General features: G+C 39.4%; 15 protein-coding genes. 12 read left to right on the forward strand and 3 right to left on the reverse strand.

Annotation, left to right across the window (positions count from 1 at the left end; genetic code table 11):
• Positions 1-145: 145 nt before the first annotated feature.
• Positions 146-1,900: a gamma-glutamyltransferase gene (gene ggt / locus C7B62_RS19175; RefSeq protein WP_106240789.1), complete on the reverse strand. Its 1,755-nt coding sequence runs from the start codon at positions 1,898-1,900 to the stop codon at positions 146-148.
• 18 nt (positions 1,901-1,918) lie between these two features.
• Positions 1,919-2,713 (reverse strand): PhzF family phenazine biosynthesis protein, encoded by a 795-nt coding sequence (locus tag C7B62_RS19180; protein ID WP_106240792.1) that lies wholly within the window; start codon positions 2,711-2,713, stop codon positions 1,919-1,921.
• A 161-nt stretch (positions 2,714-2,874) separates the two neighbouring features.
• Between C7B62_RS19180 and C7B62_RS19185 the strand changes: the two genes are divergently transcribed.
• From C7B62_RS19185 to C7B62_RS19235, 11 genes are all read left to right on the forward strand, one after another.
• Positions 2,875-3,063 carry a hypothetical protein gene (locus C7B62_RS19185; protein ID WP_106240795.1) on the forward strand — a complete coding sequence of 63 codons (189 nt, stop codon included), beginning with the start codon at positions 2,875-2,877 and terminating at the stop codon, positions 3,061-3,063.
• A gap of 172 nt (positions 3,064-3,235) precedes the next feature.
• Positions 3,236-6,316: a phosphoenolpyruvate carboxylase gene (gene ppc / locus C7B62_RS19190; RefSeq protein ID WP_106240798.1), complete on the forward strand. Its 3,081-nt coding sequence runs from the start codon at positions 3,236-3,238 to the stop codon at positions 6,314-6,316.
• Between the two features lie 211 nt (positions 6,317-6,527).
• A complete protein-coding gene (locus C7B62_RS19195; protein ID WP_106240800.1) occupies positions 6,528-7,976 on the forward strand; it encodes a glycosyltransferase family 39 protein in 1,449 nt (482 codons plus the stop codon).
• A gap of 890 nt (positions 7,977-8,866) precedes the next feature.
• A complete protein-coding gene (locus C7B62_RS19200; RefSeq protein ID WP_106240803.1) occupies positions 8,867-9,079 on the forward strand; it encodes a hypothetical protein in 213 nt (70 codons plus the stop codon).
• A 303-nt stretch (positions 9,080-9,382) separates the two neighbouring features.
• Positions 9,383-9,595, forward strand: coding sequence for a hypothetical protein (locus tag C7B62_RS19205; RefSeq protein ID WP_106240806.1), 213 nt, complete (start codon positions 9,383-9,385; stop codon positions 9,593-9,595).
• Between the two features lie 122 nt (positions 9,596-9,717).
• Positions 9,718-10,008, forward strand: a complete 291-nt coding sequence (locus C7B62_RS19210; RefSeq protein WP_106240809.1) for a hypothetical protein — start codon at positions 9,718-9,720, stop codon at positions 10,006-10,008.
• Between the two features lie 154 nt (positions 10,009-10,162).
• Entirely contained in the window at positions 10,163-11,350 is a 1,188-nt protein-coding gene (locus C7B62_RS19215; RefSeq protein WP_106240812.1) for a phosphotransferase, read from the forward strand.
• A gap of 42 nt (positions 11,351-11,392) precedes the next feature.
• Positions 11,393-12,502, forward strand: a complete 1,110-nt coding sequence (locus C7B62_RS19220; RefSeq protein WP_106240815.1) for a T3SS effector HopA1 family protein — start codon at positions 11,393-11,395, stop codon at positions 12,500-12,502.
• Positions 12,503-12,599: 97 nt separating this feature from the next.
• Entirely contained in the window at positions 12,600-13,616 is a 1,017-nt protein-coding gene (locus tag C7B62_RS19225; RefSeq protein ID WP_106240817.1) for an aldo/keto reductase, read from the forward strand.
• Positions 13,617-13,714: 98 nt separating this feature from the next.
• Complete coding sequence (locus C7B62_RS19230; RefSeq protein ID WP_106240820.1) at positions 13,715-14,485, forward strand: peptidylprolyl isomerase; 771 nt, start codon at positions 13,715-13,717, stop codon at positions 14,483-14,485.
• Positions 14,486-14,529: 44 nt separating this feature from the next.
• Positions 14,530-14,808: a hypothetical protein gene (locus C7B62_RS19235; protein ID WP_199194280.1), complete on the forward strand. Its 279-nt coding sequence runs from the start codon at positions 14,530-14,532 to the stop codon at positions 14,806-14,808.
• Positions 14,809-14,903: 95 nt separating this feature from the next.
• Here the strand turns inward: C7B62_RS19235 and C7B62_RS19240 are convergent, their stop codons facing one another.
• Positions 14,904-15,680: a peptidylprolyl isomerase gene (locus C7B62_RS19240; protein WP_106240823.1), complete on the reverse strand. Its 777-nt coding sequence runs from the start codon at positions 15,678-15,680 to the stop codon at positions 14,904-14,906.
• Between the two features lie 666 nt (positions 15,681-16,346).
• Here C7B62_RS19240 and C7B62_RS19245 point away from each other — a divergent pair.
• On the forward strand, positions 16,347-16,985 hold the full coding sequence (locus C7B62_RS19245) for a calcium-binding protein (protein ID WP_106240827.1): 639 nt from the start codon (positions 16,347-16,349) through the stop codon (positions 16,983-16,985).
• Positions 16,986-17,223 lie beyond the last annotated feature (238 nt).

The following is a 17,223-nucleotide window of genomic DNA, read 5'->3' on the forward strand; positions in this document are numbered from 1 at the left end:
TTACTTGTTACTTGTTACTTGTTACTTGTTACTTGTTACTTGTTACTTGTTACTTGTTACTTGTTACTTGTTACTCAATTTTTTAACTAACCTATCTGGAACGGATTTAATATTATACGATTAATGTTCTTAACCCGAACTGAGGTTAATAAGCAACTGCCTTCCCCGCAGGTTTACGTATGTCATTAACCCCAATCATCGTTTTATCCCCATGAACCAGAATTGATTCTGCTGCACCCCAAGGCATAAAAGGCATAGTGCTATAGCCTCGTATTTTCAAACCTCTAAAGGTTTCAGGCGTAATTGCATGAGCTTCAGCAACTACTTGGTTAGGTAAACCTTGATAGTGTACACGGGGAGAATTAACCGCATCTGCTATGTTCATACCGTAATCAATCACGTTAGTAATTACCTGCAACACCGTAGTCGGGATAGTCGAACCTCCTGGACTACCTGTGACCAGATAAACCTGCCCATCTTTGCTAACTATAGTCGGGGACATAGAACTTAAAGGACGTTTGCCAGGCTCAATTAAGTTTGCCGATCCCTGACGCAAACCAAACTGATTAGAAGATCCTAGCTTGGTAGTAAAATCATCCATCTCATTGTTGAGTAAAAATCCTGTTCCTGGCGCAACTACTCCTGCACCAAAATAAGAATTAATTGTATAGGTAACGGCTACAGCATTACCTTCTTTGTCCACTACAGAATAATGAGTGGTATTTGTTCCCTCCTGTGGAACGTCAGTAGAAAATACAGACTCAGGATCGAGTGCCTCAAAAGCTATTTTTTCTCTTAGGGAAGCAGCATATTCAGCAGACAGTAGTTTGTTCGTCGGGTTATCAACAAAATCAGGATCGCCTAAATAACGATTGCGATCGCCAAAAGCGAATAACATTGAGGAGAACATATGATGTAAACTTTGGGGCGTATGCCAGCCTAATTCTTTTAAATTATAGCCAGATAAAATATTTAGCATTTGACAAACAGTAGTGCCACCACCAGGAGGAGGTGAAGAAGCTACACGATACCCTCGATAATTGCAGCTTATGGGTTCATATTCTGCCACCTGATAACTGGAAAAATCTTTTAAACTCAAAATACCCTTGTTTTTTTGACTGGCAGCCACAACTTTTTGGGCTATTTCTCCTTGATAAAAAGCTTCTGTTCCCTCCTGAGAGAGCGCTTTTAACGTGTTAGCCAGATCGGACTGAATTAAAACATCGCCAACTTGATAGGTTTTCTGGTCATCTTGCAAAAAGATCTTGGCAACATTAGGTTGCAGCAGCTTTTCTTTCCCCGCCTCAAATATATCTACGTCTCCTGCTTGCAGTACAAAACCATGTTCGGCTAAATCGATCGCTGGTTCGATCACTTGTTTTAGCTCCATCGTCCCATATTGCTCAAGGGCGTAATTCAAACCCTTAACTGTACCTGGAACACCCACCGCTAAGTAACCATCAGTACTCAAGTTTTCCCGCAGCTTCCCTCGCTCATCTAGATACATTTTGCTATCAGCTTTTAAAGGTGCAGTTTCACGGAAATTAATAAAAGCTTCATTCCCATCGGCTAAATGAATCAGCATAAATCCACCGCCCCCTAAATTACCGCAGCAGGGATCTGTCACTGCCAAGGCATAACCTACCGCCACCGCAGCATCGATCGCATTTCCTCCATCTTGAAGTACTTCCAACCCCACCGCTGAAGCATCTTGCTGAGTTGAAACTACTACTCCATTAGTCCCCAGGGCTTGTGTGTTGACTGTTTTAGCATTGACCTTACTCCAGCTATCAACTGTTGAATAAACTAGATAAAAATTATTGCTCAAATAATTACCCATCACAATGAGCAAAACAATACTCACCACCAGAGATATAGCTCGTTTAATTTTTATGTTCATCTATTTAAAAGCCATCACCTACAACAACTCCCCTCGCATTACCGTTATTGCTTGACCTTGAAGCAAAACGCGATCGCCACCATCATAATACACTTTAACTACCCCCCCACGAGCAGAAGCCTGATAAGCCAAAAACCGATCTTGGTTCAGGCGATCCCGCCAATAAGGAGCAAGACAGCAGTGAGCAGATCCAGTGACAGGATCTTCCTCGATGCCAACCCCAGGGGCAAAAAATCTGGAAACAAAATCATATTTAGAATTCCTATCAGCTTTACTCGTCACAATCACATTGGAGATAGGTAATTGCTTGAGCAGGTTAAAATTAGGCTGTAGCTGTTCAACCTGTTGGGCTGTAGCAACTTCCACTAGGTAGCCTAAGGAGTTGTATAAGACCGTTTTTAAGGGTACGCCTAAAGCATCCCCTAATTTAGTGATTGGTGGAATATCTTGGGAGCGATTAACAGGAAAGTCTAGCTCGATCCAGTCGTCTTGATATTTAGCTGTTAAAATACCACTCTTGGTTTCAAACTGAATTAATTGCCCTGTCGAAGCATATCCTTCGGTCCAAAGTACATGAGCGCTGGCGAGGGTAGCATGACCACATAAAGAAACCTCGCTGGTGGGAGTAAACCAGCGCAAACCGTAAGCTTGACCTTCCCTGTATAAAAATGCTGTTTCTGACAAATTCATTTCCCGAGCAACCAACTGCATCCATTGCTCATCTTGAGGTGATTCCAATATACAGACAGCAGCAGGATTCCCTTGAAAAGGGCGATCGGTAAAAGCATCTACTTGAACGATAGTTTGTTTCATAAATATTGCTCTAGCCGAACTTGAATAAAATAAAACTTAAACTACAATAGCCATCAAAGCAAGCCTGATCTTGCTGCAATCAAAAAAAAATCAGTTCGCTTTGCGTTACCAATACCTAAAGTCAATACAATACTAAAGAAGGAGTATTGGATAATTAAACTATGAACCCTAGCAACCCAAAAGATTTCAAAATATTTTTAGGATTAAGTATTGCGACAAGTCCTTTTATTTTGAGCATTTTATTGCTATACCTCTTGTCAGAATTCATGACTGAATTCGGCAAAGCTAGTGAAGAAATATTTCGCTCAGAACGCTTGCCTATCCTGAACTTCCCTAATTTTGAGCCTTGAGCAGCTTGAATTTAACTAGCGATGTGGCGATCGCCCTTACCGATCTAGTATTGGTGTAGTTGATATAGATCCGCTCAAAGCTGGAAGCTATAAACTTTTTGCTCTGTCAAATTCCCAACATGATCACTACACCAATCAAGCTACGATTTATTTAAGTCAAATAGAGGTTTTTATGAGTTCGCTTGTTCAATCTTCGATCGTAAATCGAGAAGAGACTAATGTGGTTGACACTTCCCACTTACTGTTGCGTCATCGACAAAAATTGATTGAAGACCTTTGGGAGTCGGTGCTACGCTCAGAATGTGGTCAGGAAATGCTCGATCTGCTCCAGCAAATGCGCTCTCTTCATTCTGCTGAAGGACAGGTAACAGCAACATTTACCCAATCTTCCGTACCACAGTTAATTGAAAAGTTAAGTCTTGACGATGCTATTCAGGGAGCCAGGGCATTTGCGCTTTATTTTCAACTGATTAACATTGTTGAACAACACTACGAATCAAAAGAGCAAAAACTAGCTCGGCGTGTGACTCAAGTTTCCCCTCACAATTTTAAAGACAAAAAACCTCTAGTTCCAGGAACTGCGACTACGGAAGCTCACAGTCAAACACCAAAATTAAACAATAATTGGACTGAACCCAGCATATCGAGCAGTAATCAGGCGGGACTATTTCATTGGCTCTTTCCTTATCTCAAGGAAATTAACATGCCTCCCTTGATGCTGCAAAGACTATTAGATCAGCTTGATATTAGATTAGTTTTTACCGCCCATCCTACGGAAATTGTCCGTCACACCATCCGCAAAAAACAGCGCCGTATTGCCCAAATTTTAGAGCAGTTAGACATTGCCGAAGAAGCAATGCAAGAAATTGGGCAGATTGAATCCTGGGAAGCTAATGAAACGGTGGGTCAGTTAACTGAGGAGATTCGTCTTTGGTGGCGGACTGATGAGTTGCATCAATTTAAACCTAAAGTATTAGATGAAGTAGATTACTCCTTACACTACTTTCAAGAAGTCTTATTTGACGTAATTCCTCAATTAGCTTCTCGCCTCAAGCAGTCTTTAGGGGCATCTTTCCCCAAACTAATTGCTCCAACCCATAACTTTTGTTACTTCGGCTCTTGGGTCGGTTCAGACCGTGATGGCAACCCCTTTGTGACACCTCAAGTAACCTGGTCAACTGCCTGCTATCAGCGAACAATTGTCATCGGCAAATATCTTGAGGCGATCGCTCAATTAAGAGAAATTTTGAGCCTTTCTCTGCACTGGAGTGATGTACAGCAAGAATTACTCGACTCTCTCGAGCAAGATCAGCAGCAAATACCCAGCATTTACCAAGAATTATCAATTCGCTATCGTCAAGAACCTTATCGTCTTAAGCTAGCGTATATTGCTTATCGATTGAGCAACACGCTGGAGAGAAATCAAGCTTTGTCCTCAGCGGCGGGAAGACAGGCTATCTCCGAAATTCATACTGAAAATATCTACACTACGGGAGATGAGTTTGTCGCTGAGTTAAAGCTGATGCAGACTAGTTTGGCTGCCACCAGGCTACATTGTCGTGAGTTGGATAATTTAATTACTCAAGCTGAGGTGTTTGGCTTTAACTTGGTCGAGTTAGATTTTCGTCAGGATTCCTCTCGACATAGCGATGCGATCGCCGAAATTACTGCCTATCTTCAGGTCTTACCCAAACCCTACAATGAACTTTCTGAAGCCGAAAAAACTACCTGGTTGATTCAAGAATTAAAAACTCGTCGTCCCCTGATTCCAGGAGAAATGCCTTTTTCCCCTACAGCTTGTGAAACGATCGAAACTTTTCGGATGTTACGACTTTTGCAGCAGGAATTCAGCACCAAAATTTGTAAAACCTACGTCATCAGCATGACTAATTTTGTCAGCGATGTTTTAGAGGTGTTACTGCTGGCTCAGGAGGCGGGACTATACGACCCTGCTACTTGCTGCACTTCGATTAGGATTGTCCCTTTATTTGAGACGGTAGAAGATCTCAAGCGCGCGCCAGAAGTGATGCGAGAACTATTTGAGCTACCGCTATATCGTGCTTCCTTAGCGGGGGGCTATGAACATGTTTCAGCGCAACGGGAAGAGATTTCAACCACTACTTTAATGCCTCTCCAACCCTGTAATTTACAAGAAGTGATGTTGGGCTATTCTGACAGTAATAAAGACTCAGGTTTCTTAAGCAGTAACTGGGAAATTCATAAAGCTCAAAAAGCCTTACAGCAGGTTGCAGCTGAATTTGGTATCTCTCTAAGGATTTTTCATGGTCGCGGGGGTTCGGTCGGTCGCGGGGGTGGTCCTGCTTATTCAGCAATTTTGGCTCAACCAACGGATACGATTCAGGGCAGAATTAAAATTACTGAGCAGGGAGAAGTGCTAGCTTCTAAGTATTCTTTGCCTGAATTGGCTTTATATCATCTCGAAACAATGACTACAGCAGTAATTCAGTCTAGTTTACTCGGTAGTGGATTTGATCGGGTCGAACCCTGGAATCAGATCATGGAAGAGCTATCAGCGCGATCGCGCACCGTCTATCGCGCTTTAATTTATGAACAAGAAGACTTCGTTGACTTTTTCCATTCCGTCACTCCTATAGACGTAATTAGCCAGCTTCAGATTGGCTCGCGCCCCTCTAAGCGTCCAGGCAAAAGTGGATCTAACAACAAAAAAGATCTGAGCAGTCTCAGGGCAATTCCCTGGGTGTTTAGCTGGACTCAAAGTCGCTTTTTGCTACCTGCTTGGTATGGTGTCGGCTCGGCACTACATGGCTTTTTGGAACAAGAGCCTGAGAAAAATCTCGATCTGCTGCAATATTTTTATGTCAAGTGGCCTTTCTTTCGAGTGGTTATCTCTAAAGTGGAAATGACCCTGGCTAAGGTAGATCTTCAAATTGCCGAACATTACGTCAAAGAATTATCTCAACCAGAAGATCTTGAGCGTTTCCAAAAGTTATTTGCTCAGATTTCGGAAGAATATAATCTCACTAAAGCCTTAATTCTCAAAATAAACGGTCAGCAAAAGCTGCTAGACGGTAATCTTGAGCTACAGCGATCAGTGCAATTGCGTAACGGCACAATTGTTCCCCTCGGATTTTTACAGGTAGCGCTAATCAAACGCTTACGTCAACACGATAAATCTCAAGCGCTCCACTTCCGCTTTAGCAAGGAAGAATTATTGCGGGGGGCAATGTTAACTATTAATGGGATTGCTGCGGGCATGAGAAATACTGGCTGATTCCTCAAAGCTTGCTTTTGACTTTAGCTTTGGGCGTTGGTGAATCAAGGGATACCACAAGGGTATATCCGAATGTGTATCCTTTAGGACAATGTGATTTTTTAACATCGTCATCTTTGATTAAATTTAAAGAGTTCGTAGCTATTAGCTACGAACAGAAAACCAATGCCCAGCTTTAAAAGAGCGCGATAATTAATACACCACATACACCATGAAAAAAAAGTGGGTAATTGCTTTTTGCCTATTGGGAATCAGTGTTTTGGTTCGTTTTCCCTACTATTTTGTCGATGTTATCAATTGGGACGAAAGCACATTTATTTTGATGGGGCAATCTCTTTTGGATGGACATCTTCCCTATACGGAACTATGGGATCTTAAACCACCTTTAGCATTTACAACTTACGCTTTTTTGATCATGTTGTTGGGCAAAAATATTCTTGGTATTCGTATCGCCGGGACAATATGCGTATTTCTAACTGCATGGTTAGTTTATCTAGTTGGTAGAAATATTGGGAGTAATTCCGTAGGTATATTTGCGGGCATTTTGACAATTGCGACTGTAACAGCGATCGACAGCGGACAGGCTACTATGACCGAACACGTTGCTTGTGTACCGCTTGTAGGAGCATTAGCTTGGCTAGTTACCCGCAAAATGACTCCTGGGGCGCTATTTCTAGGGGGTCTAATGCTAACTGGAGCAACATTAGTCAGGCTTAATTTGGCTTATGTGGTGTTGGGAGTCGGAATTTGGCTTGTATATAGTACTTTTAAACATCAGACGGTAGAGTTAGCAGGAATAGCGGCTTATTGCCTGGGTAGCTTGAGCTTAATATTTTTAACTTATTGCCCCTATCTGATTAAAGGAGACAGTTTAATTTGGTTTAATTCTGTGGTGTTAGCTCCCCTCAGTTATGCTAATTCAGCAGGACACACAGGAATGGGAACGGAGCAAAAATTACTTTTTGCCTGCTTAATTTTTGGGATTCTCAATCAACTCTGGCAAAGAACTTCAAGCAAGCAACAGAGAGAATTTGGGCTATTGCAGGTATTTCTTTTGAGTACAGTCATCTCAATTATTCAAGGTGGGGAATTATATGAGCATTACTGTATTCAGATTTTTCCGTTATTATCCTTAACTTTTGCCTTATTTTGGGCAAGATTACCGAAAATAAGTCGCTTACTGCTGGTGACTTTGGTTGCTTTTGGGCTGATTTCTATCTTAAAGCCGATATATACTCAATATCAGGTTATTGGCGATCGTTTTAAGGAGGTCAAACCGCTAAACCACGGTGTAGCCTATGAGATTGTTGACTATTTGCAGCAACATGATTCTGCCCGAAAACCCATATATATGATGCAGGATCAGATTGTTTATTGGCTGATGGATCTTAAACCTCCAAGTAAAGTAGTAACCCATCCTTCTAATCTTTCTAGAGATTACCTTTTTAAATACATCGAGGGTGCAGCAGGTTCTACTGAAGCAGAATTAAGCAAAATATTGGCAAAAAAGCCCGAATTTATCGTCAAAGGAGGCGAAAATTCCCCCTATATTGAAGACCATCCTGCTGCGAATTTATTATTGAAGCAGGTTTTAACCACACAATATAAGTTAGCTAAAAAAATTGCCGACCGCGAAATTTATCAGCTTCGTTCGTTTTAGGGTAATTAAATTTAATAGTGTTATAGTCATTTCAAATAGCAAGTAGCCCTTCGGATTCGACAGTTTGCTTCACCGCAACGCAACTGTCTCACAGGTAACGAGTCCTAAAGGATTAGCTTCGCAAATATTAATTATTCTGATTTCATCACCAAATTTTTACGCAGAAATTAAACATTACCTTTGCCAAGCGGATTTAGTATTATTTGGGTCTTTATTGACTCTATTTGGTGCTTCTTCCAAATAAGACAAATAATCCTCCTGTTCGATATAATTCCAACCAATAATAAATTGTAAATTCTGACTGCCCCATCATTGCAGATAAGGATTTTATATCTTATTATCACGGCACGCTTGTATTTTGATCAAATATCAAGCCTTAAGTTTGCCGATGATTCAGCGATCCTTAGGCTAGGCGCGACGGACGCGACGTAAGAAGCTTATCCGAAGGTGTCTATCACGGATACACTCAATGCGATATCCTCATTGGCTTAAGGACAAGAGTGCAAGCCTCTACGCATATACCCTTTAGGGAATCCTTTAGGGCGAAGCTAGTCTTTAGGGAAGCCTAATCGCGATTCTTGTAAACTCATTTTACTTCTATATCTTTTATATTAAGTCTTTAGCTACTTTTGGTAAATGGTATTACTTAGATTGTCTGTTTGATACTTATGTTGTACAGGCTTTCCTATTTGTTAATAAATTTTTAAATTATGCTTAAATTAATGATATTTTTCAGGACTTAAAAAGTTTATTTAAGTCTAGCTTAGTCTCTAAATATACTTGATTTCGCTAAAACTTTCATCAATAATGAAAATTGAAAAGAAAAGCGTTGATCAAAATTTGATTTTCTTTTCTAACAACATTCACGTAAATACAAACGGAGAAATATAATGGCTGAAATCAAATTGTCTGAATTACGTCCTGCTGGTTCTGAATTGTTACAAGATTCTGAGAACTTTCTTAATGAATTAAGCGATCGCGAAATCGAAAACGTGGTTGGTGGCGACACAATTAATAGTGTTGCCAGTCAAAATAGTGTTTCTGTTGGTACTGTAAACACTATTACTGATGTTGGTCAAACTCAAACTTTTGTAACTTTCTAAGCTCAAAAAAAAGTAGTTGGAGTGGAAGAGAAAAGCGTTGATCAAAACTTGATTTTCTCTCCCGACAATTATCTACTTAGTGCAGATAGCAGCTAAAGCAGATGGCTGAAACCAACTGTGTAGTATTCTATCTTAACTAGCTGTACTTGGTTGCTAAATTGTCTAAAGTTTTAATAAGTTGTGATTAGGCTCCGCCTACGTAGAGCGCATCGTAACTTATTAAAACAACTGAATCAAAATGGATTTAACTCTATTTTTCTTCCGTCAACTAATACAAACAAAATAGTTTTAAGGAGAAATATAATGGCTGAAATCAAATTGTCTGAATTACGTCCTGCCGGTTCTGAATTGTTACAAGATTCTGAGAACTTTCTTAATGAATTAAGCGATCGCGAAATTGAAAACGTGGTTGGTGGTGATACTATCGCTTCAGTTGCTAGTCAAAACAGTATTTCTGTTGGTACTGTAAATAGTATTACTGATGTCGGTCAAACTCAGACTTTAGTAACTTTCTAGACATAAGTTTCTAGGCTGAAAATCAGTTAGAGCAGAAGAGAAAAGCGTTGATCAAAATGGATTTAACTCTTTTTTCTTCTCTCAACTAATAGAAACAAAATAGTTTTCAAGGATGAAAATCAATGGCTAATATTAAATTGTCTGAATTAAGTCCTGCTGGTTCTGAACTGTTTCAAGGTCACGAAGATTTCCTGAATGAATTAAGCGATCGCGAACTTAGCGATGTGCTTGGAGGAGGTGCTTCGGCAGCTACAGTTAGTGGCAAAACTATGGTGTCTGGTATTTCAAGTGGTGAGTTTGACTACGCTAATTATGGCAATTTTAATTATGCTAAAATTGGCAATTTTGAAGCATTGCAAATCAAGATTAAACCAACTTTACTTCATCACAGTTTTTCCACAATTATCTTCTAGTTAGTCATCTTAGCAAACAAGATGTACAAGCATTTAGAATATTTTAAATGCTTGTCCCTTTTGTTTTGTCTTTGTCGACAATTTAAACTTTGAAAGTATTTTCAAAGTAAAGTGTTTTACTGATAATTAATAATTAGAATAAGTTTAAACAATTATGGTATTTTTACTAAGCTCAAAGAATGTTTTTGAATACCTCAAGGAAAAAAATATTTGTCCTGAAATCAAACAAAAACTTGATGAGCATGATATAGAATCGAGATCAGCAAAAAACTTTAACTTACTAGTTAGCTTGCCCGATCGCAGTAAGTTATTTATCAAGCAGGAACGATTTGACCGCGCAGGAAAAACCGCTGGAGAATTTAACCGAGAGTGGCGTATTCAAGATTTTGTGAAGCAGTTTCCCGAAGTTAGTAAGCTGAATAGTTGGTTACCAGAAATTACGGATTTTGATGTAGATAATTCAATTTTGATTGTTAAATACTTAGATGACCATCAAAACTTAGGGGAATTTTATGGACAAGAAAATATTTTTGCGACCGAAATAGCCAGTTCAATTGGGTCGATTATTGCCACGATTCATTCTCAAACGATTAATAACCATAGCTATGAAAATTTCTTTGGCTATAGTAACAGTAGTTCATCCCCAAAATTAACTCAGGGCATGGCAAGTGGATTAGCCAGAATTACTCCAGAAATATTTGGGACAGTTCCTGCCGATGGTCTTAAATTCTTTGCCCTGTATCAACGCTATGATAGTTTGGGAAAAGCGATCGCCCAGCTAAACGAATCGTATCAGCCTGTTTGTCTAACTCACAATGATCTTAAATTAAATAATATCTTAATTGCTGCTCACTGGAAACCCGCCGAGCCATCTTTAGCCACAAATTATAACCAGCCTCAAGTCGAACTAAAACTAATTGATTGGGAACGTTCTGGCTGGGGAGATCCTGCTTTCGATCTGGGTACAGTTATTGGCAGCTATTTGATCATTTGGCTACAGAGTTTGATCGTCAGTAGATCGATGGCAATTGATGAATCCTTGCGTTTGGCGACAATCCCTTTAGAAGTATTGCAACCATCTTTAGTAGCTTTAACCAAAACCTATGCTACTTGTTTTCCTGAAATTGTGGAACATGACCCCAAATTTTGGCAAAAAGTGATGCAGTTTGCAGGTTTAGCACTAATTCAAACGATCCAATCAACTTTACAGTACCAAAAAGCTTTTAATAACACGGGGATATGTATGCTTCAAGTAGCAAAAGCTTTATTGTGCAACCCAGAATCTTCGATTGCCAGCGTTTTAGGTATTGAAATTAATGAACTAGATCACTGTAAGAGCTAGTAATAAATATTATAAACATCACTTTAGGAAAAATTAATAGCTATGCAATTGCTAGATTCTCAACCCAATCTCAAATCAACTTCTTTACAAACCGCTTTAGAAGATATTGTTAATCAAGTTCAAATCGAATCCAACTTTTGTATTCGTCACCCGAATTATCAACCTGTAGAATTACCACCCCCAACTGTAGAAAGGTTTCAAAAATTATCAACCGATTTGCAATCTAAATACCTCTCCCAAATGTTACAGGGCTTCCTCTACGGTATTTATTACAATGGCTCACTTAAAAAAGCTTTAGCTCTTGATAATGAGCTAACACAATCCAACCTATATCAAGATTTAGAAAACAATACCTTTCTCGGAGTAGATTTAGACTTTTACGACAGATTGCATCAAAGTAATCAAGGTCAAGGTCATTTTGATCCTGGTTGGCAGATAATCGCTTCAGAAGCAGAAGATATTTTAATCGTTAATAAAGGTGGTTTAACACTCCACGCTAATGTAGAAAACCATCTGTCTCCCGAAGCTAAAAACTCGAAGATAGGCGATATAGTTGCAATTCGACTGCCAAAAAATCGGGTTCAAAATGGATTTTATATGGCAGTGGGCGATATAGGTGCGCGGCAAAGTGATGCTCAAGAACGAAAAGATGTCACGGTACGTATTTATTTCAATCTTACTGCCGAAGGTGCGATCGCGATTATGACCAGTTTAACCACCCAACTCAACTCCTTAGCTATCCCCTTTTCTTTCAAGGCTCTTTACAATTCTGCCGATTACGGCAGGCATGATTCTGCTGTACTTTATTTCGACAGTCTTCATTATGAGGTAGTCAAGCAGGTTTTGGAAACTATTTATGGTCAACATCAAGAACACTTTCAACCAGAAATTCCATTGTTTACTAAATACCTAGCACCAGGATTAGCTTTAGCAGAAGAACCAGATCATAAATTCTCTAGTAAGGACAGCTTTGGGACTAATCGCTGTCAAATTATTGCCAATGGCTTACTAGCTGTCAACCAGTCAGCAAATAATACTCCAGAAAGTCGTTTAAATGCGATCGCCAAAGAGTTTGACTCCCTGGGAATTGAATTAGAGCGTTGTTATCTCAATGCTAACTCGGAAGACATTTATACTCCCTTAAACCTATAAACTTCTGGCACGAATCAGAATCACTTATCTTACCAAGAGGGTAAAGGGTAAAGGTTAAAGGGAAAAAAATTAATTTTTTATTCATGCAAAAGGTCTTATGAAATTAACCGAATTAAAGCCAATAGTTACAAGTCCGCCAAAAAGCCCAGTTATTGATCCAGTCAAACAACCAGAATCCGATCTGTCGTTTTATCGTAAGTTAGGGCGCACTGATCTAACCGTCAGTTGTTTAGGATTGGGTGGTGGCGGACATATTTCTAGTGAAGACACTCTCTATGCTTTTGATCGGGGTGTTAACTACTTTTTCTATTCCAGTGACTTACATCACTATCTATATAGCTCGATGGGGCCAGCTTTACGTAAACTTTGTGGACGAGGTTCATCCTATCGAGAGAAAGCAATTCTGGCAACCGTAACTTATATGGTTAAAACTCCAGAGGCAGTCTTGGCATCTCTCTTAGATCAGTTTGTCGATCTAAAAATGGATTATATCGATGTCTTCTTCTGGGGTTGGATTGATACTGATAATGAGGCAGATTTTAATAAATGCATGGGTGCATCTAATGATCTGCGTGGTCCAAACTCCGTTTATCAGCGAACTATCGAAAGAATGTTTGAGACTTCGGAAAAGATGAAGCAAATGGGCATCGTCCGCTATATTGGTGCTTCTTTCCACAGCCACGAACTCGCCAGTCAATGGCTAGATAGTCCTTTATTAGATGTGGTTATGGTGCGTCATAACGTGGCTCACCGCAGCGCACAGCAGCAAGTTTTGGCTCACCTCGACTCCCAAGATCCTCAAAGACCAGGAGTTGTTACTTTTAAATCCGCAGGAATGCGCGGTCATCTTTGGGAACCACCACCGCTACTACCATCTGGATGTTGGCGACCTTCTGTTCCCGATTTATATCGCTACTCTCTCTGTCAAAATAGTGTTGATGTTGCCTTGGCGGGTTGGACTAAGCGATCACATATCGATGAAGCGATCGCAGCAATGGAAAAAGGCAGACTTACCACCGAAGAACTTGACTATCTCGATCTTTACGGCGATTTACATCGTAATCGCTACAAAAAAGCTGATATTCCTCGCGATCTTCTTATTTATCGCCCGTAGGGGCGAACGCCCTAAAGGATTAGCTCCTAACGTCGCGTCGCCGTTCGCCCCTACGGCAACGCCCCTACATCACATCTAAAATTACTAACTTATTAACCATGACTAATAACACCATCCAAATTCAAGACCAAATTCAAGAAACTGACATTGAGTCACTATTTCCTAAGATATCGACGGCAAATGATGCAGAAATTGTCGATTATCTGCGTCATTCCTGTCAGTTTGCCGAGATAGCTAATCTAGCTGAAGAAGAGATTTTGATCGTTAAACTGTGTCAACATTTCGGAGTTGAAGTTACCGAAACAGAATGGCAAGAAGAGGGAGATGCTTTCCGTTTACAACATAAATTGTTCGGGGTAGAAGAGACTACTAACTGGCTAAAACAACAACGAATTACTCTAGAAGATTGGTCAGAAGGGATTAGGCTGAAACTGCTAACTAAAAAATTAAAAGAATATTTATTCGGCGCTAATGTCGATCTACACTATATTGCTAACCGTGACCAATATCGACGAGTTGCTCTATCTCAAATTCTGGTTCTTGATTCCGAAACTGCTATAACCATCGAGCGATCGCTAAAAGAAAACCAGAACTCCTTTTGTGCTTTAGCTTTAGAACATTCCCAAGGCAAACAATCTCATACTAATGGTGGCTTTCTGGGTATCCTCTACATATCTCAACTAGTCCCAGAAATTGCTGAAGCGATCGCCAATACCGCAGCAGGAACAATTATTGGCCCGATCAAAACTAAGCTTGGTTATCACCTCCTGAGGGTGGAGAAGTGGTTTCCCACAGAAATGAGCGAATCTGTCAGAGAAGAAATCTTTAATACTCTTTGGCGGCTTTGGCTCAGAGAACAACAAAGCTAACAATTGCTAAACACAACTTATCTAAAATTTAAGGAAAAAATATCATGGCACAACTCAAAATAACCGAGTTAAATCCCGCTGGATCTGAACTATTTCAAGATTCGGAGAACTTTCTCGAAGAATTAAGCGATCGCGAACTAAATCTTATGGCGGGAGGAATGGACATAAATTCTGTAGTTACTCAAAATAGCGCGTCCGTAGGTAGCATCCAAACTGCTACTGTTGTGGGAATTTCTCAAACTAATGTGAGTGTACAAATTTCCAATGTTAATGCTTCTAATGTTAATGTTAATGCCTCCAATGTTAACATTACTGCCTTTTAGACTTCGATTACTCAGATGACAGTGCAAATTTACTATTTTTGTTCCGTCATTCTGAGTTTTTTTGATTCAATATAGCTAAATCCCACACCAAGATTTTAAGTTAAAACTTTACTGTTAAGAGAAAGTGGAGTCTTAAAATCCAAGTTAATTTTAATCTCTAGTTTTTCAGTTTGTTGTTTTAACCATTGAGAAAATAAATCTCCCAGAATTTGTTTCCTGATTTGTTCGTCTAACTTTGGCTGAATTATTTCTTCGACTAAAATTACATGTATCCCTGTTGAAGTAATTATTGGTTTCAAAAATTCTGGCGGATTTGCCGCAAAAACAGCCCTGGAAACCTCAGATTTCAACTCTTTACGCCTCACTATTCCGCGATAGCCTCCAGATCGTCGCCAAGATGGCTCAGTAATATATTGACGTGCAATTTCGTGAAAGCTAATTTCTCTCTCTTTTAAAGCACAATATAGCTCCATCGCAATATCTTTATCGTCCAGAAATACCTCATATATGGCTGCACCAGCATAATCTAACTGATGCTGATAAAACCAAGCTTCCACGCGATCGCCAAATAAGTGTTCAACTAATTTTCTCGAAACAATATTTGTGTAAATTAAATGTTCAAAGTCATCTAACGATAAATGATGTTTTTGTAACCAAGCCTGAGTATCTTGAATATTACGAAGTCTTTGAGTCAGCCTAAAATTATCAGCTGCTTGTTGTATATCTTCTGTGTTAACGGTGATTCCTATTTCTGCCGCTTTCTGCTCAATAACCTTACAGGTAACAACCCCTTCAAGAATAGTCGGCAGTTGGCACGATATTTTTAGATGGTTAAAAATATCTTGACGATTTATCTCAATCGATTTGTTCATAATTACTGATGTGTGCAATTTTCAACTTACTGTTTTCTATTCTTACTGTTGATTGTGCATGATTAAATAGTTAATTTAAGTTTTTTTTAGACTTAAGAGTTTTAATTTTGTCTATTTCAGACTAGTTTAAAAGTACTAAAAAATTTCTATTTTTAAGGCTTAGAGCGTGTCACATATTTAATTTATCTAATATTTATGTGACTACAATTACTATTTTCAGGCTCTAATTATCTTAATAATGTGTCTAAAAAAAACTATTAGAGCTTGAATTCATCACATAAATCTTGAGAAACTTTAATGACCACTATATAAATAAAGTCATCAGCTGCTAGTTGTTACTAGCAAAGATATAGCAGTCCTGTTTGATTCATGAAACTACATTGATTGGTTTTTAGGTAGTGGGTAGTAGGTAGTAAGTAGTAGGTAGTAAGTAGTAGGTAGTAGGTAGTAGGTAGTAGGTAGTAGGTAGTAGGTAGTAGGTAGTAGGAATTTTTCATTTCATTTAGGATTGCTATATTAACCTAGCTAGTGTTTTAAAAATGTAGTTATTTTACTATTTACTGTCTTCCTAAGAAGATTCACTTTTTAACCAATAAATATAGCGATCGATGAGATTTGATAATAAAAAATTAATTACCGAAATTAAATTTAATCTAGGAGAATTTCATGTTTAAAATTACCAGTACGGATACAGAAAATCTAGAAGATGCGGGAACGCTTGCTGCTGATCTCAGCAGTAGTAACCTTTCGCTAGATGACGGCGGAGACGACGACGTTATTTTCTCTCCCGACAGCGATAATTCTCTTGCTACTGGTGCAGGAAATGATGTCATAGGTGGCAGTGAAGGCAACGATACTCTCAGCGGGCAAGAGGGAAACGACATTATCGCTGGCTTGGGCGGCAGTGACGATCTTAGAGGTGGAAAGGGCAACGATACTTTGACTGGTGGGGGCATTAGTTTTACGGAGGATCGTCTTTACGTTACAGTAGATACCACTGGCATTGATACCTTAACTGGCGAAGGAGAAAACGACTTATTTGTAATAGGTGGGAAATCTTCGGCAACTTCAAGAGAAGCAGTTGTTCATTACGATGAAGCAGGTAATAACGACTATGCTTTAATTACTGATTTTGACAATACCCAAGATGAGATTATGCTTGGTGGCTCAATAGATGACTATCGCCTTGGTTCATCCCCAAGGGATTTACCAGAAGGTACGGCAATATACCAAGACAACGAGTTGATTGCAATTATTCAAAGCAGTTCTGATCTTAGTCTGAGCGGCGACTATTTTAATTTCTAGCACCGAGCGCAAAACGCAGACGGAATAAAGCTAGTTGCTAGTCCCGCTTTAATGAAGCGGTAGAAATGTATCGTAATCGAACTCATATAGCAATCCTAAATGAAATGAAAAATTTCTACTACCTACTACCTATTTGCGAAGCTTATCCTTTAGGACTACCCACTACCTATTTGCGAAGCTTATCCTTTAGGACTACCTACTACCTATTTGCGAATCTTATCCTTTAGGACTACCTACT

It is taken from the genome of Pleurocapsa sp. CCALA 161, from assembly GCF_003003995.1.
In the GTDB taxonomy this organism is placed as follows: domain Bacteria; phylum Cyanobacteriota; class Cyanobacteriia; order Cyanobacteriales; family Xenococcaceae; genus Waterburya.